14 protein-coding genes are annotated in these 20,536 nt (G+C 70.3%); 11 read left to right on the top strand and 3 right to left on the bottom strand.

Going from position 1 to position 20,536, the window contains the following annotated elements:
* Nucleotides 1-114: 114 nt before the first annotated feature.
* From ESP51_RS11400 to ESP51_RS11385, 4 genes are all read left to right on the top strand, one after another.
* Nucleotides 115-1,206 (top strand): Glu/Leu/Phe/Val dehydrogenase family protein, encoded by a 1,092-nt coding sequence (locus tag ESP51_RS11400; RefSeq protein ID WP_129521024.1) that lies wholly within the window; start codon nucleotides 115-117, stop codon nucleotides 1,204-1,206.
* 30 nt (nucleotides 1,207-1,236) lie between these two features.
* Nucleotides 1,237-2,493 (top strand): dimethylargininase, encoded by a 1,257-nt coding sequence (ddaH, locus tag ESP51_RS21190; RefSeq protein ID WP_129521023.1) that lies wholly within the window; start codon nucleotides 1,237-1,239, stop codon nucleotides 2,491-2,493.
* Between the two features lie 371 nt (nucleotides 2,494-2,864).
* Nucleotides 2,865-4,811, top strand: a complete 1,947-nt coding sequence (locus ESP51_RS11390) for an ABC transporter ATP-binding protein (RefSeq protein ID WP_129521022.1) — start codon at nucleotides 2,865-2,867, stop codon at nucleotides 4,809-4,811.
* Entirely contained in the window at nucleotides 4,808-6,613 is a 1,806-nt protein-coding gene (locus tag ESP51_RS11385) for an ABC transporter ATP-binding protein (RefSeq protein ID WP_129521021.1), read from the top strand. Before ESP51_RS11390 ends, ESP51_RS11385 begins: the two co-directional genes overlap by 4 nt.
* 30 nt (nucleotides 6,614-6,643) lie before the next feature.
* Here the strand turns inward: ESP51_RS11385 and ESP51_RS11380 are convergent, their stop codons facing one another.
* A complete protein-coding gene (locus ESP51_RS11380; protein WP_164990495.1) occupies nucleotides 6,644-10,264 on the bottom strand; it encodes a DUF3376 domain-containing protein in 3,621 nt (1,206 codons plus the stop codon).
* A gap of 247 nt (nucleotides 10,265-10,511) precedes the next feature.
* Here ESP51_RS11380 and ESP51_RS11375 point away from each other — a divergent pair, with 247 nt between their 5' ends.
* The 4 genes from ESP51_RS11375 (at nucleotide 10,512) to ESP51_RS11360 (ending at nucleotide 15,583) form a co-directional block, all read left to right on the top strand.
* Entirely contained in the window at nucleotides 10,512-11,177 is a 666-nt protein-coding gene (locus tag ESP51_RS11375) for a response regulator transcription factor (RefSeq protein ID WP_129521019.1), read from the top strand.
* A complete protein-coding gene (locus tag ESP51_RS11370) occupies nucleotides 11,177-12,967 on the top strand; it encodes a sensor histidine kinase (RefSeq protein ID WP_129521018.1) in 1,791 nt (596 codons plus the stop codon). The genes ESP51_RS11375 and ESP51_RS11370 overlap by 1 nt, the downstream gene beginning before the upstream one ends.
* A gap of 36 nt (nucleotides 12,968-13,003) precedes the next feature.
* Nucleotides 13,004-14,011 (top strand): adenosine deaminase, encoded by a 1,008-nt coding sequence (locus tag ESP51_RS11365; protein WP_129521017.1) that lies wholly within the window; start codon nucleotides 13,004-13,006, stop codon nucleotides 14,009-14,011.
* A gap of 174 nt (nucleotides 14,012-14,185) precedes the next feature.
* The gene (locus ESP51_RS11360; RefSeq protein WP_129521016.1) at nucleotides 14,186-15,583 is read left to right on the top strand and encodes an HNH endonuclease signature motif containing protein; all 1,398 of its coding nucleotides are present in this window, start codon (nucleotides 14,186-14,188) and stop codon (nucleotides 15,581-15,583) included.
* 263 nt (nucleotides 15,584-15,846) lie between these two features.
* Here the strand turns inward: ESP51_RS11360 and ESP51_RS11355 are convergent, their stop codons facing one another.
* Both ESP51_RS11355 and ESP51_RS11350 read right to left on the bottom strand, forming a co-directional pair.
* On the bottom strand, nucleotides 15,847-16,146 hold the full coding sequence (locus ESP51_RS11355; protein WP_129521015.1) for an MGMT family protein: 300 nt from the start codon (nucleotides 16,144-16,146) through the stop codon (nucleotides 15,847-15,849).
* Nucleotides 16,147-16,223: 77 nt separating this feature from the next.
* Nucleotides 16,224-16,676, bottom strand: coding sequence for a GNAT family N-acetyltransferase (locus ESP51_RS11350; RefSeq protein ID WP_129521014.1), 453 nt, complete (start codon nucleotides 16,674-16,676; stop codon nucleotides 16,224-16,226).
* Nucleotides 16,677-16,841: 165 nt separating this feature from the next.
* Between ESP51_RS11350 and ESP51_RS11345 the strand changes: the two genes are divergently transcribed.
* From ESP51_RS11345 to ESP51_RS11335, 3 genes are all read left to right on the top strand, one after another.
* On the top strand, nucleotides 16,842-18,056 hold the full coding sequence (locus tag ESP51_RS11345) for an NADP-dependent isocitrate dehydrogenase (RefSeq protein WP_129521013.1): 1,215 nt from the start codon (nucleotides 16,842-16,844) through the stop codon (nucleotides 18,054-18,056).
* Between the two features lie 103 nt (nucleotides 18,057-18,159).
* Complete coding sequence (locus ESP51_RS11340; RefSeq protein ID WP_129521012.1) at nucleotides 18,160-19,050, top strand: hypothetical protein; 891 nt, start codon at nucleotides 18,160-18,162, stop codon at nucleotides 19,048-19,050.
* 174 nt (nucleotides 19,051-19,224) lie between these two features.
* Nucleotides 19,225-20,472 carry an ROK family transcriptional regulator gene (locus ESP51_RS11335; protein ID WP_129521011.1) on the top strand — a complete coding sequence of 416 codons (1,248 nt, stop codon included), beginning with the start codon at nucleotides 19,225-19,227 and terminating at the stop codon, nucleotides 20,470-20,472.
* The last annotated feature ends 64 nt before the right edge of the window (nucleotides 20,473-20,536 follow it).

The following is a 20,536-nucleotide window of genomic DNA, read 5'->3' as shown; positions in this document are numbered from 1 at the left end:
TCGCGCTCATGCGTCGTGGACGCATTCGTGCAGAGGTACCCTTAAGCGAACCCGCGCTCACGAGGCGCGGGCACCGGTTCCGCTCACGAGGCGGTTGAACAAGGAGAACGATCGATGACGATCACCCATGCCCCGGCACCTGCGCCCGAGGTCAGCGCAGAACTGCCGACGGAAGCCCCCGAGCACGAACGCGTGCTCATCACCCACGGTCCGCGCTCCGGCCTCACCATCATCGTCGCCGTGCACTCGACGAGGCTCGGCCAGGCTCTCGGCGGCGCCCGGCTCTGGCGCTACGGGCACTGGACCGACGCCCTCGCCGACGCCCTCCGCCTCTCGCAGGCGATGACGCTGAAGAACGCCGCAGCGGGGCTCGCGCGCGGCGGCGGCAAGTCAGTGATCGCGATTCCCGCAGGGGTCACCCTCGACGAGGCGCGCACGCGCGACGCCATGCTCGACCTCGGCGACGCGGTCGAGTCGCTCGGCGGCGCCTACATGACCGCCGAAGACGTCGGCACGAGCGCCGAACTCATGTCGGTCGTGCACGAGCGCACCGAGTTCGTCTGCGGGCTTCCGCCCGAGGAGGGCGGCGTCGGCGAGCCTGCGGATGCCACCGCGGCGGGCGTGCACGCGTCGATCATCGCGACCCTCGACCACGTCTACGGTTCGCCCGAGGTCGCCGGCCGGCACTTCGTCGTGGCGGGCCTCGGCCAGGTCGGCGGACGCCTCGCCCGCAGTCTCGCCGCGGCCGGAGCCCGGCTCACCGTCACCGACGTCGCCGACGGCAAGCGGGCACTCGCCGACGAGCTCGGCGCCGACTGGGTCGAGCCCGGCGACGCGCACCTCGTCGAGGCTGACGTGTTCGTGCCGTGCGGACTCGGCGGCGTGCTCACGCCCGACGTCGCTCGCGGCCTTCGCGTGCGCGCCGTCGTCGGTGCGGCGAACAACCAGCTCGCCTCTCGCGACGTCGCGACGATGCTGCAGCGCCGCGGCATCGTCTGGGCACCCGACTTCGTCGTGAACGCCGGCGGCGTCATCTACCTCGACGTGGCCGGTACACCCGGCGCCGACCAGGCCAGCCTCGACGCACGCATCGCGGGCATCGGCGACACCGTCGCCGCGGTGCTCCGCAGCGCCGGTGCAAACGGCTCGACACCCCTCGAGGCGGCTGAACTGCTCGCCCGCGATCGCCTCGACGCCGCGCGCTGACGGGTCGGCACCGGCCGATAGGCTCGTGCCATGACGTCCCCCGCCTCGCCGCCTCTGCCCGCCACGGCCCGGTACACGCCGGCCATCACACCGTGGCGGCAGACGGTGGCGGTGCTCATCTCGGCGGGCGTCGTCGCGATCACGGCGATGGCCGTCGCGGTGCTCGCCTTCTTCATCGGCAACGGCCAGTCGCCCGAGATCGTGCCGCAACTGTTCGGCCACTTCGGGCTCGCGGCGCTCGTGGTGTGGGTGCTGCTCTCGGTGGCGAACGGAATCGGCGCGACCCGGGCGTGGTTCCTCGCCGCCATCGCGGGCTTCACCTCCGCGTGCCTCGCTGCCCTGTTCGCCACGACCGCCACCGTGAGTGCCGGTGGCAATCCGTTCACTCCGCGCATCTTCGAAGCCGTGCTCGCCTCGCTCGTGAGCTTCAACCTCATCTTCATCCTCGCGACGATCGCCGCCGAGGTCTTCCTCGCTCCGCGGGTGCTGCATGGAATCCTGGCGTTCGCGCCGGCTCGACCGCCGCGGCAGATCGCGCTCGTGCGCATTCCCGCCTCGAACCTCGACGAGGGCGAGCTCACGCATCTCGAGCGGCAGCCCGTCGACAAGGCGCGTGCCGACGAGCAATGGGACAACTACTGCGCGGCGCTCGTCGCCGAGGGCTGGGAGACCATCGAGGTCGACGCCGCACCCGATCTCGCCGACTCGGTCTTCGTCGAAGACGCCGTCGTCATGTTCGGCGACCTCGCCGTGATCGCGAACCCGGGCGCGGTGTCGCGGCGCCCAGAGGTCGAGGCGGTCGAGCGCGCGGTGCGGGCGATCCCCGGCGTCACGGTGGAGCGGATCGAGCTGCCCGGCACCCTCGACGGCGGCGACGTGCTGAAGGTCGAATCCACGGTGTACGTGGGGGCGTCGTCGCGCACGAATGCCGAGGGCATCCGCCAGTTGCGGTCACTCCTCAACCCCCACGGCTACACCGTGGTCGCGGTGCCCATCACGAAGGCGCTGCACCTGAAGAGCGCCGCGACGGCGCTGCCCGACGGCACGATCATCGGCGACCCCGCGCTCCTCGAGGTGGAGAGCCTCTTCCCGCGGTTCATCTCGGTTCCCGAACCCGAGGGCGTCGCCGTTGTCGAGCTCTCCCGAGAGTCCCTGCTCATGTCGGCGGCGGCGCCGCAGACGGCGGCGATGCTCTCGAGCCTCGGCTACCGCGTGGTCACCGTCGACATCAGTGAGTTCGAGAAGCTCGAGGGCTGCGTCACGTGCCTGTCGGTGCGGGTGCGCTGAGCGAGTCCGGCCTGCTCGCACACTGATTCGGCACAGTCTCGCCGAGACTCTTGCACGCGACGAAGCTGTACCCATAGGCTGTAGGGCTGGCTGCCGTGAGAAATCCGGTCGCCTTGGGGATGATCAGTCAACGACGCAGGAGGACACCATGCAGACAGACACCAACGCCCGCACGATCGCGGTCGACGGCGCTGCCAGCCCGGCGCTCCTCTCCGATCGGATCGCCGGGTAGCACCAGGCCCGTCCGCCGGCTCAGCCGGCCCGTCTCGCGGTAGCCCCGCATCCGACGCGACTTCACGCGTCCACTCATTCTGATCTCGACCGATCGACGCTTCTTGCGTGCTCGGCGCCCCTTCCGGAAGGAAACGGCTTTGTCAGCCACCCCTCACAACAAGGATCAACCCGCCGAGCGCACGAGCGCCGTGCGGGCGTTGTTCCGGCTCCGCGAGTACGCGCGGCCGGCGCTGCCCGCGATCGCCGCCGGCATGGGCGCCTCGCTCGCTTCGCAGCTCATCGCGCTCTCGATTCCGCAAGTGCTGCAGGCCGTCGTCGACGGACCGCTCTCCGACGGCGACGCGAGCGCGATCTGGCCGCTCGCCGGGCTCGTCTTCGGACTCGGCGTGCTCGAGGCCGTGATGATCGCGTTGCGCCGCTGGTTCGTGCTCACGCCGGGCACCAAGGTCGAGGCGAGCATGCGCAACGCGCTCTATGCGAAGCTGCAGGACCTGCCGGTGAGCTTCCACGACCGCTGGCCGAGCGGGCAGCTGCTCTCGCGATCCATGAGCGACCTCGGCCTCATCCGCCGGTGGCTGTCGTTCGGGCTCGTGCTGCTCGTCGTGAACCTCATCGTGATCGTCGTGGGCCTCGGCATCCTCATCTCCATGAACTGGATGCTTGGCGTCGTGTTCCTCGTGTGCTCGATCCCGCTCTGGATCATCGGCTTCCGGTTCGAGGGCCGCTACTCGGAGGTCTCCCGGCGCAGCCAGGACCAGGCGGGCGACCTCGCAACCGCCGTCGAGGAGTCGGTGCACGGCATCCGCGTGCTGAAGGCCTTCGGCCGCGGCAAGCACGCACTGTCGAGCTTCCGCGTCCGAGCCGAGTCGCTGCGCAGCACCGAGATGGAGAAGGCACGCCTCGAGGCGAGCATCTGGGCGTGGATCATCCTGGTCCCGGCCGTCGCGCTCGCCGGATGCCTCGTGCTCGGCGTGTGGCTCGCGTCGCAAGGCGTGCTCACCGTCGGCGAGCTCGTCGCGTTCTTCGCGACGGCCACCGTGCTCGCCTGGCCGATCGAGTCGATCGGGTTCCTGCTCGCGTTCTCACTCGACGCACGCACGGCGACCGATCGCTTCTTCGACATCCTCGACAGCGAGAACGCGATCACCGACCCCGAACGCCCCGTCTCGGTCGAGCAGCCGCTCGGCGAGCTCGCGTTCTCAGGCGTGCGCTTCCGCTACCAGGACTCGCCCGAGCGGTTCGGCGACCTCCTCGACGGGATCGACCTCGTCGTGGAGCCCGGCGAGACGATGGCCCTCGTGGGCCTCACCGGGAGCGGCAAGACGACGCTGACCGCCCTCACCACCCGGCTCTACGACGTCACGGGAGGCTCGATCACGCTCGACGGCGTCGACATCCGGGCGCTCACGCGCGAGGAGCTCCGCACGCACATCGCCATGGCGTTCGAGGACGCCACGCTGTTCAGCGCCTCCGTGCGCGAGAACGTTCTGCTCGGCCGTCCCGAATTCGGCGAAGACGACCCGGCACTCGCCGCGGAGGCCGAGCGCGTGCTCGACGAGGCGCTGAGCATCGCGCAGGCGTCGTTCGTCTACGACCTGCCCGACGGCGTCGACACGAAGGTCGGCGAAGAGGGCATGAGCCTCTCGGGCGGGCAGCGTCAGCGGCTCGCGCTCGCTCGCGCGGTCGCGGCATCCCCAGCGGTGCTCGTGCTCGACGACCCGCTCTCGGCGCTCGACGTCGCGACCGAGGCGCGCGTCGAGGCCGAGCTGCGCCGAGTGCTCGCCTCGACGACCGCCCTCATCGTCGCGCACCGCCCGTCGACCGTCATGCTCGCCGATCGCGTCGCGCTCCTCGAGGATGGCCGCATCACCGCGGTCGGCACCCACTCCGAGCTGCTGCGAGAGAACGAGCACTACGCCTTCGTCATCTCGAGCCTCGAAGACGAAGTGAAACGCGAGGCTGCCGAGGCATCCGGTCTCCTCGTGACGGATGCCGCTGAGGCATCCGATCCCATCGAAGCGGATGCCGCCGAATACACATCGTCCGACACCGGACCCATCGAACGAGAGGAGGCGAACCGATGAGCGTCATCGGCGTCGAAGGTGAGGAGCGCAACGACTTCACCAAAGCCGAGTCGAAGCAGGTGCGTGCACGATCGCTGCGCCTGCTCGGCTCCCTGTTGCGGCCCCTGCGATTGCGACTGTGGCTCACGATGCTCGTCGTGTTCGTCTCGACGGCCGCGCAGGTCGCCGGGCCCGCGCTCATCGGATTCGGCATCGACCGCGGCCTGCCGGCCCTGCTCGACGGCGACTGGCTGCCGGTGGGCTTCGCCGGGGTCGCCTACCTGCTCACGGCCGCCTCGGGAGCGCTGCTCATCGCGTGGTACATCCGGCTCTCGACTCGAATCAGCCAGGCGGTGCTCCTCGACCTGCGCACGCGGGTGTTCCTGCACACGCAGAAGCTCTCGCTCGAGTTCCACGAGTCGTACACCTCGGGGCGCATCATCTCGAGACAGACGAGCGACCTCGATGCGATCCGCGAGCTGCTCGACGAGGGCATCAACCAGCTCGTGCGCGGCGTGCTCTACATGTCGTTCACGGCGATCGCCCTCGTGCTGGTCGACTGGAGGTCGGCGCTCGTGCTGCTCGTCGCCCTCATCCCGCTCACGGTGCTCACACGCTGGTTCCAGGTGCGCTCGCAGAAGCTGTTCCGCCAGTCCCGGGTCGCCTCGGCGAAGCTCATCGTGCACTTCGTGGAGTCGATGACGGGCATCCGGGCGGTGCAGGCGTTCCGCAAGGAGCGGCGCAACGAGAGGGCGTACGGCGAGCTCGTCGAGGACTATCGCGACGTCAACGCCCGCGTGATCCAGCTCTTCGGCATCTACGACCCGGGCCTGCTGCTCATCGGCAACGCGTGCGTCGCCGCGGTGCTCGTGGCCGGTGGATTCCGCGCGGTCGAGGGTGAGCTCGCGATCGGCATGCTCTTGTCGGCGCTCCTCTACACGAAGCGGTTCTTCGACCCGATCGAGGACATGGCGATGTTCTACAACGGGTACCAGTCGGCCGCCTCGGCGCTCGAGAAGATCTCGGGCGTGCTGGAAGAGGAGCCGAGCGTGCCCGAGCCGCGGCATCCGGTCGACCTGTGGAACGCCGATGGGCACGTGCGCTTCGAGGCCGTCGAGTTCGCGTACACGAAGGATCGCGTCATCCTGCCGCGCTTCGACCTCGACGTGCCGGCCGGGCAGACGATCGCGCTCGTGGGCTCGACGGGGGCCGGCAAGTCGACGCTCGCGAAACTCCTCGCGCGGTTCTACGACCCGAGCGACGGGGTGATCGAGCTCGACGGCATCGACCTCAGGTCGCTGCACCCGAAGGACCTGCGGCGCGCGATCGTGATGGTCACGCAGGAGGCCTACCTGTTCTCGGGATCGGTGGCCGACAACATCGCGCTCGGCAAGCCCGATGCCACGCCCGACGAGATCGTGCGCGCCGCGAAGGCCGTCGGTGCGCACGAGTTCATCGAGAGCCTGCCGAACGGGTACGACACCGACGTGAACAAGCGCGGCGGGCGGGTGAGCGCAGGTCAGCGCCAGCTCATCTCGTTCGCGCGGGCGTTCCTCGCGAACCCCGCGGTGCTCATCCTCGACGAGGCGACGTCGTCGCTCGACATCCCGAGCGAACGGCTCGTGCAGGAGGGGCTCACGACGCTCCTCGCCGATCGCACCGCAGTGATCATCGCGCACCGCCTCTCGACGGTCGCGATCGCCGACCGGGTGCTCGTGATGGAGCACGGCCGCATCGTCGAAGACGGCACGCCCTCCGACCTCATCGGAGGATCGGGCCGATTCGCGGCGCTGCACGCCGCTTGGCGCGATTCGCTCGTGTGAGGTGAGTTGAGGTGTGGTGCGCGTGCCTGCTCAGTCGAGCGGCGCGCGCACCACGCGATCGCGTTCGTCGATCTCCGCCTCGGCGGCGCGGGCCTCGGGCAGCCACCAGACGATGTTCGCCCAGGCGACGACGAACGCAGCCGCCTCCAGCGTGTGCTGGAGCAACGGCTCGAGCCGCGCGTCGAGCTGGTTGACGAGGAACCACGCCGCCCAGCCGCCGAGGGCGGAGGCGATCGTGATCGTGAGCCAGTTGACGCCGCGCGAGACCGAGAGCGGGGTGCCGGTGATCGGCAGCCAGTCGTACGTGAGCACGATCGCGACGGCGCTGCCGCTCACGACGAGGATCGGCAGGAACCATTCCGGCCCGGGATCGAGCAGCCCTGACGTCTGCCCGACGAGGAACTGCGTGAGCGGCAGGAGGCCGCCGAGCACGGCGAACGTGCCCAGCATCAGCCAGACCCGCAGCCGTCGGCCCGGCACATCGGTGCGCCGCACCGACGTCGCGGCGCGGCTCGTCGTCGCGACGAGCGCGCCGCTCACGCCGAGGCAGAGCACGGTCATGAGCGTGTTCGACTGGTAGATCGAGAACGCGAGCGGGAACAGGCTCAGGATCGCGACGACGCCGTAGAGCAGGGTCGGCCGCCACGCCCTCAGCGCGGCGTGCCCGACGAGATCAGCGAGCTCGCCGTCGCTCGCGCGCCTGACGGCGCTCCACCGGAGCCTCGCTTGCACGACGCCGGTCACGAGCAGGGCGAGCAGCACGCCGCAGATCGCCATCGCGATGCCGAAGGGCACCCACGCGATCTCCTGCGGAACGGCCTTCCAGCTCGTGAGCCACGCGGCCGCGGCGACGAAGCCCGCGATGAGTGCGAGCCGCGGCGGGTCGATGAGGGTCGGCAGCGCGACGAGGATGGGGCGCAGCGCGGCGAGCACGGCACCCGCACCGATGGCGATCACGCGACTCACCGGGGATACGGCCACGCGGTCGATGAGACGAACGGCGCGCGAGGCGATCGCGAATCGATAGCCGGGGTCGAGGTTCCAGATGGTGTCGGTGCCCGCGCGCAAGCGCAGCCTGCGGCGTGCGCGAGCGGCTTCGAGGGCGGCTCGATGATCGGCGACGGCGGCGGGTGTGGCCCAGCGGCCGGCCGCCGGGTGCGCCGACGCGGCCGGCGCGTGAGATGAGGACGACGTATCGGGCCCGGTCGCCTCCGCCTCGAGCGCAGACACGTGAGCCTCGACGTGGCGTGGATCGTCGGACTCCTCGAGCACGGCATCCTGCACGACGCGCACGTCACGTGCCGGATCGGGCGCTCCCGTCACCGTCGCGGTGAGGAAGCGCACGATGCCCGCCGACGCGTCGAGCCGCCCCCACCACCAGTCGTTGACTCGCCACTCGCGGGCGAGGAATCCGAGGAAGTTCCCGAAGCCGTAGCCGGCGAGCTTCGCCTGGCGGTCGAGCACCACGTGGTCGGCCGCCGCGTTCAGGCGCTCGGCGACGTCGTCGGGTTTGAGCGTCGAGGTGCGCATCAGCTTCTGGAGCACGGCGTACTTGCGGTCGGCGACGAGGGTCGCGAAGCTCGCCGGGCGGTCGGGCTCCTCGTCGACCCCGATGCTCCAGTACCGGATGCTCGAGAGCGCGGCGGGGATGCCGCCCGCGTTCATGACGGGGGGCAGGTCGACGGCGTAGAGGGTGGGCACCCGGCCGAGGGCGCTCCACGGGGACTCGGTCCACGTGCGGCGAGTGGCGTGGTCGTAGTAGCGGATGGTGCGGTCGAGCTTCTTCGTGGCGATCGCGAGCCGCGAGATCGCGGCATCGAGCGCTCGCCAGTGCGCATCGGTGTCGATCGCGTCGGATGCCGCGAACCACGCGTCGAGCCAGTCGTCGAAGTCCTCGCCTCGCGGAACGGCTCTGCGCTCGGCGAGCGATTGCGTGCGATCCAGCACGAGCGCGGTGAGGGCGTCGCGGGAGCGGGTGGCGTCGGCGAGTGCCGCGTAGGCGGGCTCGCGCACCTCGGTGAGGGCGAGGTGCCGCCGGGAGTCGGGCGTCTCAGGCACCGCCTCGAGCGCGCGCGCCCACGAGAGCACGCAGTTCGCGGCATCCGCGAGCGCCAGCACGGATCGCGAGGCGGCCTGCGAATTCTCTGCCGACGCGCGTTCGAACCGGGCGACCGCGTGCGCGGGCAGCCCCGCGAGCGAGACCCGGTCGATCGGCAGGTAGCGCCGGCGCTCGGAGAGCGACGATTGCAACTGCCAGGCGGAGGGCAGTGAGACGGCCTCGGCGAGATGATCGGCAAGCGTCGTGCCGAGGGAGCGGAGGTAGGCACGCCTGCGGGCGACGCGGACCTCTGCGTCCCATGGGGCCGTCGCGATGAGGGAGGCGGCGCTCTCCCGCCGGCCAGATTCGATGAGGCGTGCGGCGTTGAATCGCTGCAGCTCGGCCGCTTCGCGTGCGACGGACTCGCGCCGGAACTGCCGCGAGAGCATCGCGCCGATCGCCCGGAAGAACCGGTTCGCGTTCGGGTCCCACGGCGCCGTGCCGCCGAGCGGCGCATCGGGCTCGGGGTCGAGGAAGATCATCGCGCGATCGGCGAGGCGATCGGATCGGCGAAGCTTCGCCGCACGCAGTGCTCGCTCGATCGGCACGTTGTCGAACACCGCTCCGTCGACGATGCGATACGGGGTGAGCGGTGCGGTGCGGTGCACGCCGAACGCGAAGCGCATGTCGCGGGGCTCGACGCCCGCGCGTCCGACGGTCGAGTCGATCTCGGCCGGCTCGAATCCGCCGGGCAGCGACGACGTCGAGCGGGCGGCGAGGGCGAGATGGCCGAGGTGGACGTCGTCGTCGTGCGCCTTGCCGGGGTAGTCGAAGCTGTGCCGGCGAGGGATGAGGTTGTCGAGGGCATGATCGTCGGAGCCGACGAAGCGGAAGTGGCCGCGACCCTCGTTGACGTCCTCCTCGAACTCGTCGCTCGCGTCGATGACGGTGGCCGACAGGTCGACGCTCGTGTATTCGGAGACGAGGTCGGGATGGCGGTCGGTCGTCTCGTACAAGGTGCTCAGCTTCTCGTGCGTGCGTGCACGGAAGTAGGCCTCGCCCTGCATGAGCGCACGGATGCCACGGGAGCCGGGCGGGTGCAGCAGGCCCCAGAAGCCGCCGACCTCGCTCCAGGTGTCGAGGAGCGAGTCGAGTCCGGTGCCGGCTCGCTGGGCGACCGAGTAGACGACGGCGTTCAGGCCCCCGGCGCTCGCGCCGGCGAGGAGGTCGAACTCGACCCGGTCGTAGCGCGCCGCGTCCATGAGCCGCGCGTAGACCTTGATGCGTTCGAGCACGGGCGGGGTGAGCGGCGACTTCGCCGTCATGAGCACGAACGCGAGCGTCTCGTCGCCGTGATCGTAGAGGCGGATGCGGCGCAGCAGGTCGAGTTCGGCGACGGCGCCGCCGATCCAGACGGCGAGGCTCACGCCGCCGCGCATGGCGAGCGCCACGCGGAGTGTACGGCCCGACGCCGGGGTCGCGTCGTGGGCGCGTACGACGTCGTCGAGCCGCTGGTCGGCGGAGACGGTGATGAGGCGGATCGACCGCGGCGGAGCGGGCGTCGCCCGTACGTCGTCGGCCGGCACTGACCCGGCGGTATCGGTTCGCGGCATCGGGACTCCTCGGTCGGGCATGCACGTCGCGGTCGGCCATCAGGGCCTTCGCGGACGAGGGGCGGGGGCAGGTGCGCGTGCGCTCGTGTGGGCGCGCACGCGGCGTGTCCAGCGTGGCATGAACACCGGTGCCGACGCATCAGGGTACCCCCTGAACTGGGCAGACGCGCCTCCCGCCGAAAGCGGTAGAGTCACGACAAGCGGGCCTGACCCGACAGGATCCCGCACGCCCTGAACGGAGAACGCGATGGAAGGGGCCCCGAAACCACTGCGCGTGGCGATCGCCGATGACGCCCTGCTTCTTCGAGAGGGCATCGCGAAGGTGCTCGCCGACGGCGGCATCGAGGTCGTGGCCTCCGTCAGCACGGGTGCAGAGCTGCTCGAGGTCGCGAATCGCGGCGGGCTCGACGCCGCAGTGCTCGACATCAGGATGCCGCCGAGCTTCCGCGACGAGGGCATCGTCGCGCTCGAGCAGATGCGAGCCGGCGGTTCGAAGATCGGCGTGCTCCTGCTCTCGATGTACGCAACTCCCGAGTACGCCCTGCGGGTGATGGGAGCCGGCAGCGGCACCGGGTACCTCCTGAAGGAGCGGGTATCGGAGCCGCAGACCCTCGTGCGTGCCGTCGAGACCGTCGCGTCGGGCGGATCGGTCGTCGATCCCGAGGTCGTCGAGCAACTCGTGAAGCGCACGCGCGCCGACGACCCGCTCTCCCGGCTCACCGAGCGTGAGCGCTCCGTGCTCGAACTCATGGCGCAGGGCTACTCGAACGGCGGCATCGCCCAGAGCCTGTTCCTCGGCCTGAAGACCGTGGAGACGCACGTGCGCAGCATCCTCCAGAAGCTCGACCTCGAGGAGTCGCCCGAGCACCACCGCCGCGTGCTCGCTGTGCTCACGCTCCTCGGCGCGAGGTGATGGCTCCCGGCCGCAAGGGCCGGATCGTCAAGCGTTCAGCGGTGATCGCCGCGGTCGTCGCGGTGAGCCTCGCGATGGAGATCTCGGGATTCCTCGCGACGCCCGAGGGTGAGCGGCCCGAGGCGTCGTGGACGACGCTGCACGCGATGGTGCCGCTCGTGTTCGCGGCATCCGCCGGCGTGGCCTGGGGCATCGGCTCGGCGCTCGTGCCGGCGCGCCTCATGGTGATCTTCCCCCTGCTCTGGATTCCGCAGACCTTCTACCGGGTCATCGAGGACCTCGGATGGCTCTGGCCGCTCGTGCGGGGCGTCGACCTCGCCTGGGCGGTGCTCACCGGCATCCTCGTGCTCCTCTACCCGAGAGGGTGGCTGATGGGCCGCGTCGACCGGTGGATCGCCGGCATCGCGCTCGCCGCCTCGATCGTGAACCTCCTCGCCGTGCTGCTGCTCGCCGGCCCCGATCCCGCCGTGTGCGAGTGTGCGCCGAATCCCTATCGCATCGCCGAGCTTCCGGCCGTATTCGGGTTCATCGACATCGGCTACCGCATCGTCGGCGTCACCCTCGCCCTCGTGATCGCGGCGCGGCTCCTCGTGAGCTGGATGCGCGGTAGCGTGCCCGCACGCACCGTGGCCTTCCTCATGCCGCTCGCACTGCTCGCGTGGGTCATCACGCTCGCGGCCCAGGCGGTCAGCTACGCCGCCGCGGCGACGGCTGACGAGGTGCTCTCGACCGTCTCGCTCATCGCGATCGCATCGATTCCCGTGAGCTTCGTCGCGGGAATCGCGCATGCGCGCAACATGCGGGCGCGCGTCGCCGACCTCATGCGCATCACGAGGGAGGGCGCCGACCGCGGCCTCTGGGCGGAATCGCTCGCCCGCACCCTGCGCGACGCGTCGGTGCGCGTGTACTGGTGGGACGAGGAGCGCGGCAGGTACGCGGATGCCGCGGGGGAACCGATCGACCATGACCCGGCCGACCGGCGTGGCGACCACAGCCTGCTCCCGGTCGCGTCGCCGACGGGCATGCCGATCGCCCTCATCCGGCACGACCGCGTGCTCACCGACAACATGCGCCTGCTCGACGGCGTCTCGAGCGCGCTCCGGCTCTCGGTCGACAACGGCCGCCTCCGGTCGGAGATCGAGCGCACCCTCGAGCACGTGCGCCAGTCGCGAAGCCGCATCGTCGAGGCGGGCGTCGAGGCCCGGCGCCGCATCGAGCGCGACCTGCACGACGGCGCGCAGCAGCAGCTCGTCTCACTCGGCATGCGCTTGCGGCTCGCCGCGAACCACGCGCGCAGCGCGGGCGACGACGGGCTCGCGGCCGACCTCGAAGACGCGATCGCGATGCTCAACCTGGCGCTGAAGGAGCTTCGCGAGCTCGCGCACGGCATCCATCCGAGCCTCCTCAGCTCGGGCGGGCTCGCGCTCGCCGTTCCCGAGCTCGCGGGTCGCTGCCCCGTTCCGGTGGAGATCGACGTGCAGGCCGAGGGGCGCTTGCCCGAGGTGATCGAGTCGACCGCGTACTTCGTGGTGGCCGAGTCGCTCGCGAACGTCGCGAAGCACTCGCGAGCGACGCGGGGATGGGTGCGCGCGCACGTGCGCGACGGCGAGCTCGAGCTCGTCGTGCGCGACAACGGGGTCGGCGGGGCCTCGCCCGAGGGCAGCGGCATGGTGGGCATCGCCGACCGCGTCGACGCGGTGGGCGGCCGGATCGAGATCGAGAGCCCACCGGGGGCGGGCACGACCATCACGGTGCGGATGCCCCTCGGCGCCGCGCTCGTCGACGCGTAACACCCGGGAAACGGGCGCACCGTAGTGTCCCGTTGTATGACGACTTGGCCTACCGCCGAACTCCACATCCACATGGAGGGCACCATCGAGGCGGGGCTTCTCGTCGAGCTCGCCCGTCGCAACGACGTGCGGCTTCCGAGCTACGACCCCGACGTGCTGACGGCGAGGTACGACTTCGCCGACCTGCAGTCGTTCCTCGACGTGCACTACTCGAACCTCGCCGTCCTGCGAACGGAGCAGGACTTCCACGACCTCGCGAGCGCCTATTTGCGACGCGCCGCGAACGCAGGGGTGCGTCGAGCTGAGATCTTCTTCGACCCGCAGACGCACCTCGGCAACGGCGTGCCGTTCGAGGCGGTCATCGGCGGGTTCGACGCGGCCATCGCCGAGGCGACGCAGACCACCGGGATCTCCGCCGACCTCATCCTGTGCTTCCTGCGCGACCTGGGCGCCGATGCGGCGATGGAGACGCTCCAGGCAGCCCTGCCGTTCCGGGACTCCTTCATCGGCGTCGGACTCGACTCCACGGAGGTCGGCTACCCGCCGTCGCTGTTCACCGAGGTGTATGCCAAGGCCGCCGCCGAGGGTCTGCATCGCGTCGCGCACGCGGGGGAGGAGGGTGGGCCCGACTACGTGCTGGAGGCGCTCGATCTGCTGAAGGTCGAGCGCATCGACCACGGCAACCGGGCCCTCGAAGACCCCGCGCTCGTTCGCCGACTGCGCGACGAGCGAATCCCGCTCACGGTCTGCCCACTGTCGAACGTCGCGCTGCGAACTGCGCCGAGCGATCTCGCGCAGCATCCGCTCGGGGCGATGATCGACGCGGGGCTGCTCGTCTCGATCAACAGCGACGACCCGGCCTACTTCGGCGGGGATGTCGCCGAGAACTACCGCGCGATCGAGTCGGCGCTCTCGCTCGATGCCGCGCAACTCGCGACGCTCGCGAGGAACTCGTTCGAGTCGGCGTTCGCGACCGAGCACGAGAAGGCCGCCTGGATCGCCGAGGTCGACGCGGAGCTCTCGAAGGCGACCGGAACCGCCTGAGCTTGGCCGGAGCTCGGAACTGCGATCGGGTGTCTTCGCCGCGCGGCGGGTTGGGCGGCTGGTGCAGGCCTACTGACTGGTCCTCCACAGCCTTCTCGTGCGGTGAGTTATTCACAGCCTGATCAGCCATTTCTGGCCGCGTGGAATGTCGGTGGGTGCCGCGAGAATGGATCTATGACCGGCACCCGCGACCCGCTCGAGCAACTCCGCTCGGCGCTAGCCGGGGTGCCCTGGTCCGAGGAGGCGGCGCGGCTGACCGACGACGAGCTGCTCGCCGCGATGGGCGCGCTCGAGGCGGTCGGTCGACTTGTCGACGCCAGCCGGGTGGCGTTCGCGGGTGAGGTCGCCGAGCGGTCGCGTGTCGAACTCGGCGATCAGCGGCTCTCGACCCGGCGCGGATGCCGCTCGGCCGCCGAGTTGATCGAGCGTGTGACCCTCGTGTCGGGCGCCGAGGCGCGGCGGCGAATCGCACTGGGCGGCGCGACGCGGGCGCGCTTCGGGTTCACCGGTGAGCCGCTCGCGCCGGAGTTCCCGCGGATTGCGGCGGCGCTGGCCGCCGGCGAGTTGGGTGCGGATGCCGCGGGCACGATCATCCGCGAACTGGGCCGTGCCCGGCCGGTGGCCGACCCCGCGGTGTTCGCCGCCGCGGAGCAGGCGCTCGTTGCCGAGGCGACCGGTGGCGGCGACGGCGGGCCGGTGCGGTGCACTGCTGATGAGTTGCGGGTGCAGGCGCAGGCGTGGTCGGTGTTCCTCGACCAAGACGGCCGCGAGCCCGACGATGAGCGGGCGATGCGGCGCCGAGGGTTCCGGCTCGGGCGAGCCCGCGACGGGCTGATCCCGGTGACCGGTGAGCTCATGCCCGAGGTGGCGGCGAAGCTCACCCGGCTCTTCGACGCGCATCTTGCGCCGCGCTCGGGCGGCGGGTTCATGACCGATGAGGAACGCTCGCGCATCGCCGAGTTCGGTGAGACCCGCACCGCCGATCAGCAGCGCCACGATGTGCTCGCGGCCGCGATCGACACCGCGGCGCGCTCGGGCGAGCATCCGATGATCGGCGGCGCCGCACCGACGGTGCTCGTCAGTGTCAGGGCTTCCGACATCGAGTCGGGGCGTGGTGTCGCGCACGCCGACGGTGTCGAGGTCCCGATCTCGCACCGCGCGGCGCGGCACATGATGTGCACCGGGGGCACGCAGAAGGTGGTCTTCGACGACGATGGCCGCATCATCACCCTCGGATCCCCCGAGCGCTGCTTCACCCCGCACCAGCGGCGCGCGATCACCCTCCGCGACGGCGGATGCCTCATCCCCGGATGCTCGGTCGCTGCCGCCTGGTGCGAGATTCACCACGTCATCCCCGACGCCGACGGCGGCCCCACCCATCCCGACAACGGGGTGCTGTTGTGCTGGTTCCATCACCGCACCATCGATACCTCGGGCTGGGGCATTCGGATGCTCCGGGGAGTGCCGCAGATCCGTCCGCCGGCGTGGCTCGATCCCGGCGGTGGCTGGCGACCCGTCACGAAATCCCCAACCCGGCTCGCCGACCAGCACGACCGAAGGCCGGCAGCCTGAGCACCACGGTGGTTGAGTAGCGCCGGGCGCAGCCCGATGCGTATCGAAACCACACACCCCGGTGGTTGAGTAGCGCCGGGCGCAGCCCGATGCGTATCGAAACCACACCCGGGCGGTCGGCGCGATCGTCGCGCCAGAAACCCGGCCGCGTGAGAGCCCGCCGCGTGAGAGCCCGCCGCGTGTCGCGCCGAGCTTCGAGTTCCCCTTCGACCCGGCGTGCCCTGAGCGCCGACGTACTGGCGGCCGCGACCCCGACGATCCTCCTAGGGTCGCCAGCGGCAGGACGCGAGGTCGATGCGGTACCCGTCGTCGTCGGAGCTCGGCCGCAGCGGCGTGCCCTCGGCCTCGTAGTGCTCGCGGGCACGATCCGCGTAGCCGGGCGGCGGGCGCCCTCCTGCCCGGACGACGCGCCACCAGGCGACATCCGACCCGTACCGTGCCATCACCTGGCCCACGGCGCGAGCAGCGCGCGAGCCGAGGAGGGCGGCGACATCGCCGTAGGTCATCACGCAACCGGAGGGGATGTCGGCGACGACGGCGAGCACCGCGTCGACGAAGCTCATCGGGGCCGGGGTCGTCGCATCCGTCTGCGGCTGCCGTCGCCGTGGGAGATCGTGGCCTTCGGGCGACGGCGTCACGGTCAGAGCTCGAGCGCGCCGATCACGTCGCCGTACGCGGTCTCACCGACGTCTTTGAACCCGATGCGGTGGAAGAACGCCTCAGGGCCCTCTTCGCCTGGCTCCCACAGCACCGTGATGCGGTCGAAGCCGCGGCGCTTGGCCTCGCCCGCGAGCGCCTCGGCGGCGAAGCGGCCGACGCCCTTGCCCTGCACTTCGGCGTCGACGTTGATGCGCCAGATGCACGCGCGGAACTCCTCGTGGGAGTTCTCGGGATCGAAGTTGCCGTGGATGAACCCGACCACTTTGTCGTCGAGCAGCACGACGCGCTGCCACGCGGTGTTGGGGTTCACGACGGATGCCTCCGCCGAGTACGTGACGGGTGCGATGAACTGTTCCTGGCCGGGCTTCAGCGACAGGTTGTTCGCGGCGACGATGTTCGATGCCGACAGTTCTTCGAGTCTCAGCTCAGCCATGCAGCCAAGGCTAACCGGTGGACGGCCGCCGCTGGTAGCCGAGTCCTGACGCGCATACGCGTTTGTCTCGATGTCGAGATATTCCGCCGACGCGCTAAGCTGGCAGACGGCGTCCGCCCGCCCCGCAGGCTTCCCGTTTCCCCCAGTAGATCCAAGGAGACCGTCTTGTCCAAGATCAAGGTTGAAGGCACCGTCGTCGAGCTCGACGGCGACGAGATGACGCGCATCATCTGGCAGGCCATCAAGGACCAGCTCATCCACCCGTACCTCGACGTGAACCTCGAGTACTACGACCTCTCGATCCAGAAGCGCGACGAGACCGACGACCAGATCACCATCGACGCGGCCCACGCCATCCAGAAGCACGGCGTCGGCGTCAAGTGCGCCACGATCACGCCCGACGAGGCCCGCGTCGAGGAGTTCGGCCTGAAGAAGATGTGGCGCTCGCCCAACGGCACGATCCGCAACATCCTCGGCGGCGTGATCTTCCGCGAGCCGATCATCATCTCGAACATCCCGCGACTCGTGCCCGGCTGGAACAAGCCGATCATCGTCGGCCGCCACGCGTTCGGCGACCAGTACCGCGCCACCGACTTCCGCTTCGAGGGCGAAGGCACCCTCACGATGACCTTCACCCCGAAAGACGGCTCGGAGCCCCAGCAGTTCGAGGTCTTCCAGTCGCCGGGCTCCGGCGTCGCCATGGGCATGTACAACCTCGACGCGTCGATCAGGGACTTCGCCCGCGCCTCCCTGAACTACGGCCTCGCGCGCAACTACCCGGTCTATCTCTCGACGAAGAACACGATCCTGAAGGCCTACGACGGCCGCTTCAAAGACCTGTTCCAGGAGGTCTTCGACGCCGAGTTCAAAGAGGCGTTCGAGACCGCCGGCCTCACCTACGAGCACCGACTCATCGACGACATGGTCGCGGCATCCCTCAAGTGGGAGGGCGGCTACGTCTGGGCGTGCAAGAACTACGACGGCGACGTGCAGTCCGACACCGTCGCTCAGGGCTTCGGTTCGCTCGGCCTCATGACGAGCGTGCTCGCCACGCCCGACGGCAAGGTCGTCGAGGCCGAGGCGGCGCACGGCACCGTCACGCGCCACTACCGCCAGCACCAGCAGGGCAAGCCCACCTCGACGAACCCGATCGCCTCGATCTACGCGTGGACGCGCGGCCTCGCGCACCGCGGCAAGCTCGACGGCAACCAGGAGCTCATCGACTTCGCGACGACCCTCGAAGACGTCGTCATCACGACGGTCGAGTCGGGCGCCATGACGAAAGACCTCGCGGCGCTCGTCGGCCCCGGGCAGGCGTACCAGACGACCGAGGAGTTCCTCTCGACCCTCGCCGCCAACCTCAAGGCTCGCCTCGCGTAGCCGACGCCACCTCCAGAACGGGGGTCGGATGCCGCGGCATCCGACCCCCGTTCCGTTCGGTTGGCCCTTCCGCTCGCACGTTGCACGGGACACACTGGAAGAGATGCCTCCCGCGTCCGTGCTCCGCCGTCGACGGCGCCTGACCTCACTCGTCGGCGCCGCGCTCGTCGTGCTCGTCGGCGGCGGATTGTCGATCGCCGCCGTCACGATGACCGCCGAGGCGAGCTCGCAGCTCGACGCGATGCTCCCGAACGCGACCGACGCCTTGGCAGATGCGCGCGGCTCATTCGACGAGTTGCGCGTCGCCCATGAGGCGGCGCAGGTCGCGCTCGACGACAGCGCGGGCACCGTGCCCGACGAGTCGGCACGCGACGCGCTCGCTGCCGCGCTCGACGAGACGAGCCTGCGTGAAGCCGGCGCTCGGGCAGAGCTCGCCGACGCCGCCGAGCTGCTCGATCGGGTTCGCGCCGCGGACCGCTCCGTCATGGCACTGGGCGAGCCGCTGCGAGAGGCCGCCACCGAGCTCGGCACACAGGAGTTCGACGACGTCGAGCGGTTCTCCGAGAGCGTCGTCGCCCTCGCCGACCCGCTCGAAGCACTCGCCGCGGCGGTCGATGCCTGGAACGAAGCGCAGAAGGCGGAGCAGGAGCGGATCCTTCGCGAGCGCTACACCAACCATGTCTGGACCTCGGGGTGGATCCCCGAACTCGATGCCTGCCGCGGGTCGGTCGACCTGAGCGCCCAGTACGGCATCGGCGCCATCGCCGAGCACTGGTCGTGCGGCGGCAAGAACTTCCCCGATGATCCCGGCACGATCATCACGCTCACGGGCGTGCATGCCGGCACCTACCGCGTCGAGGGCATCGTGAAGATGCTCAACCAGGCCACCGCGAGCGTCGCCGATCTCCCGCACGGATACGACCTCGTGTACCAGACGTGCCAGAACGGCCAGTCGTCGACGATGTCGTACACCGCGCTCACACGGCTGGACTGAGACCCGCTCGATCGGCTCGAACGCGAGCCGTCCCTCGGAGCGCAGACGCGCACCGCGCACTCGCCGCGCGCGCCCAGGCGAGGCATCCGCTCGACCGGTCACAACTCGGTAACGGCGAGAAGAAGTGTCCGAGAACTCTTGCGTCAGGTTTGTTCGTAAGCTTTACTAACAAACATGACAGAGCAGGATGCGAAGCGAGGCCCGGACTCCGCAGAGCCAGCGCCGGCCCCCTACGGTGCGGCCATCGACCTGCTCACCGTGCCGTTCGCCGGCGCTCCGATCTTCACTCGTGCCCGCGCCCTCCGCCCCACCGGCAAGGTGCTTCCCGAACACGCGCGCAGCCACAACCGCGCACTCGTGCTGCAGACCCTCTACACGGCCGGTGCGCAGAGCCGAGCGGATGTCGCGCGCGAAACCGGCCTCACGAGGGTCACCATCTCCGACCTCGTCGCCGACCTCATCGCCGAGGGGCTCGTCATCGAGCTCGGCCAGCGTGAGGACGCGCGCCCCGGCAAGCCCGCCATCCTCATCGACGTCGACCGCGCCGCCTTCCAGATCATCGGCGTCGACCTCTCCGAGCACCAGCGATTCCTCGGCGCGGTCATCGACCTCGACGGCGGCATCGTCTCGCGCGCAGAGGTGGACCGGGCCGGCGCGACCGGCGAACGAGCGGTCGACCTCGTGATCGAGCTCGTGCGCGGGATGCTCGCGAGCACGACGACCCCCGTGCTCGGCATCGGCGTCGGCTCGCCCGGTGTCGTCGACCCGCTCGGGGTCGTGCGCTCGGCGCCGAACCTCGGGTGGACCGACGTCGCGCTCCAGGCGCGCCTCGCCAACGAGTTCTCGCTGCCTGTGCACGTCGCCAACGACGCCAACGTCGCCGTGCTCGCCGAACACGGAGCCTCGCAACTCGACGACCTGCTGCTCGTGAAGATCGGGCACGGTGTCGGCGCCGGACTCATCATCGGCGGTCGTCCGGTCATCGGCGGCGGCTTCGCGGCCGGCGAGATCGGCCATGTCGTCGTCGGCACCGACGGCGGCCCGCGCTGTGCGTGCGGCAAGCACGGTTGCCTCGAGGTGTGGCTCGCCGTGCCGCGGCTCACCGCCCGGCTCGACGCGATCGACCCCGAGTCGCCCGACGCGGCATCCGCTCGCGACGACATCCTGCACGAAGCAGGCCGGCGGCTCGGCATCGTGCTCGCCCCCGTGGTCGGTGCGCTCAATCTCGCCGAGGTCGTGCTCAGCGGCCCGGCCGAACTGCTTGACGGCGCCTTGCACGAGGCGACCGTCGAAACGCTCCGGAATCGGACGATGGCGGAACACAACCGCGATCTGAGGCTCCGGATGACCGCGCAGGCGCAGGACATCGTCTTGCGCGGGGCGGCCGTCATGGTCCTGTCCGGACAACTCGGAGTCGCGTGACGGACTCCACCGCACCAAGGGTGACAGCGACCCCCGCTGTTTCCCGCACCCGATGAAAGGAAAC

This window comes from Agromyces albus, from assembly GCF_004134825.1.
Classification (GTDB): Bacteria; Actinomycetota; Actinomycetes; order Actinomycetales; family Microbacteriaceae; genus Agromyces; species Agromyces albus.
This window is presented reverse-complemented; position numbering and strand designations above follow the sequence as displayed.

Bases quoted from the DNA above. Each gene is read 5' to 3' on its own strand.
- ESP51_RS11340 (WP_129521012.1), top strand. From the start codon at position 18,160: ATGCCTCCCGCGTCCGTGCTCCGCCGTCGACGGCGCCTGACCTCACTC.
- ESP51_RS11360 (WP_129521016.1), top strand. From the start codon at position 14,186: ATGACCGGCACCCGCGACCCGCTCGAGCAACTCCGCTCGGCGCTAGCC.
- ESP51_RS11375 (WP_129521019.1), top strand. From the start codon at position 10,512: ATGGAAGGGGCCCCGAAACCACTGCGCGTGGCGATCGCCGATGACGCC.
- ESP51_RS11380 (WP_164990495.1), bottom strand. From the start codon at position 10,264: ATGCCGCGAACCGATACCGCCGGGTCAGTGCCGGCCGACGACGTACGG.
- ESP51_RS11335 (WP_129521011.1), top strand. From the start codon at position 19,225: ATGACAGAGCAGGATGCGAAGCGAGGCCCGGACTCCGCAGAGCCAGCG.
- ESP51_RS11400 (WP_129521024.1), top strand. From the start codon at position 115: ATGACGATCACCCATGCCCCGGCACCTGCGCCCGAGGTCAGCGCAGAA.
- ESP51_RS11370 (WP_129521018.1), top strand. From the start codon at position 11,177: ATGGCTCCCGGCCGCAAGGGCCGGATCGTCAAGCGTTCAGCGGTGATC.
- ESP51_RS11350 (WP_129521014.1), bottom strand. From the start codon at position 16,676: ATGGCTGAGCTGAGACTCGAAGAACTGTCGGCATCGAACATCGTCGCC.
- ESP51_RS11385 (WP_129521021.1), top strand. From the start codon at position 4,808: ATGAGCGTCATCGGCGTCGAAGGTGAGGAGCGCAACGACTTCACCAAA.
- ddaH (WP_129521023.1), top strand. From the start codon at position 1,237: ATGACGTCCCCCGCCTCGCCGCCTCTGCCCGCCACGGCCCGGTACACG.
- ESP51_RS11355 (WP_129521015.1), bottom strand. From the start codon at position 16,146: ATGAGCTTCGTCGACGCGGTGCTCGCCGTCGTCGCCGACATCCCCTCC.
- ESP51_RS11365 (WP_129521017.1), top strand. From the start codon at position 13,004: ATGACGACTTGGCCTACCGCCGAACTCCACATCCACATGGAGGGCACC.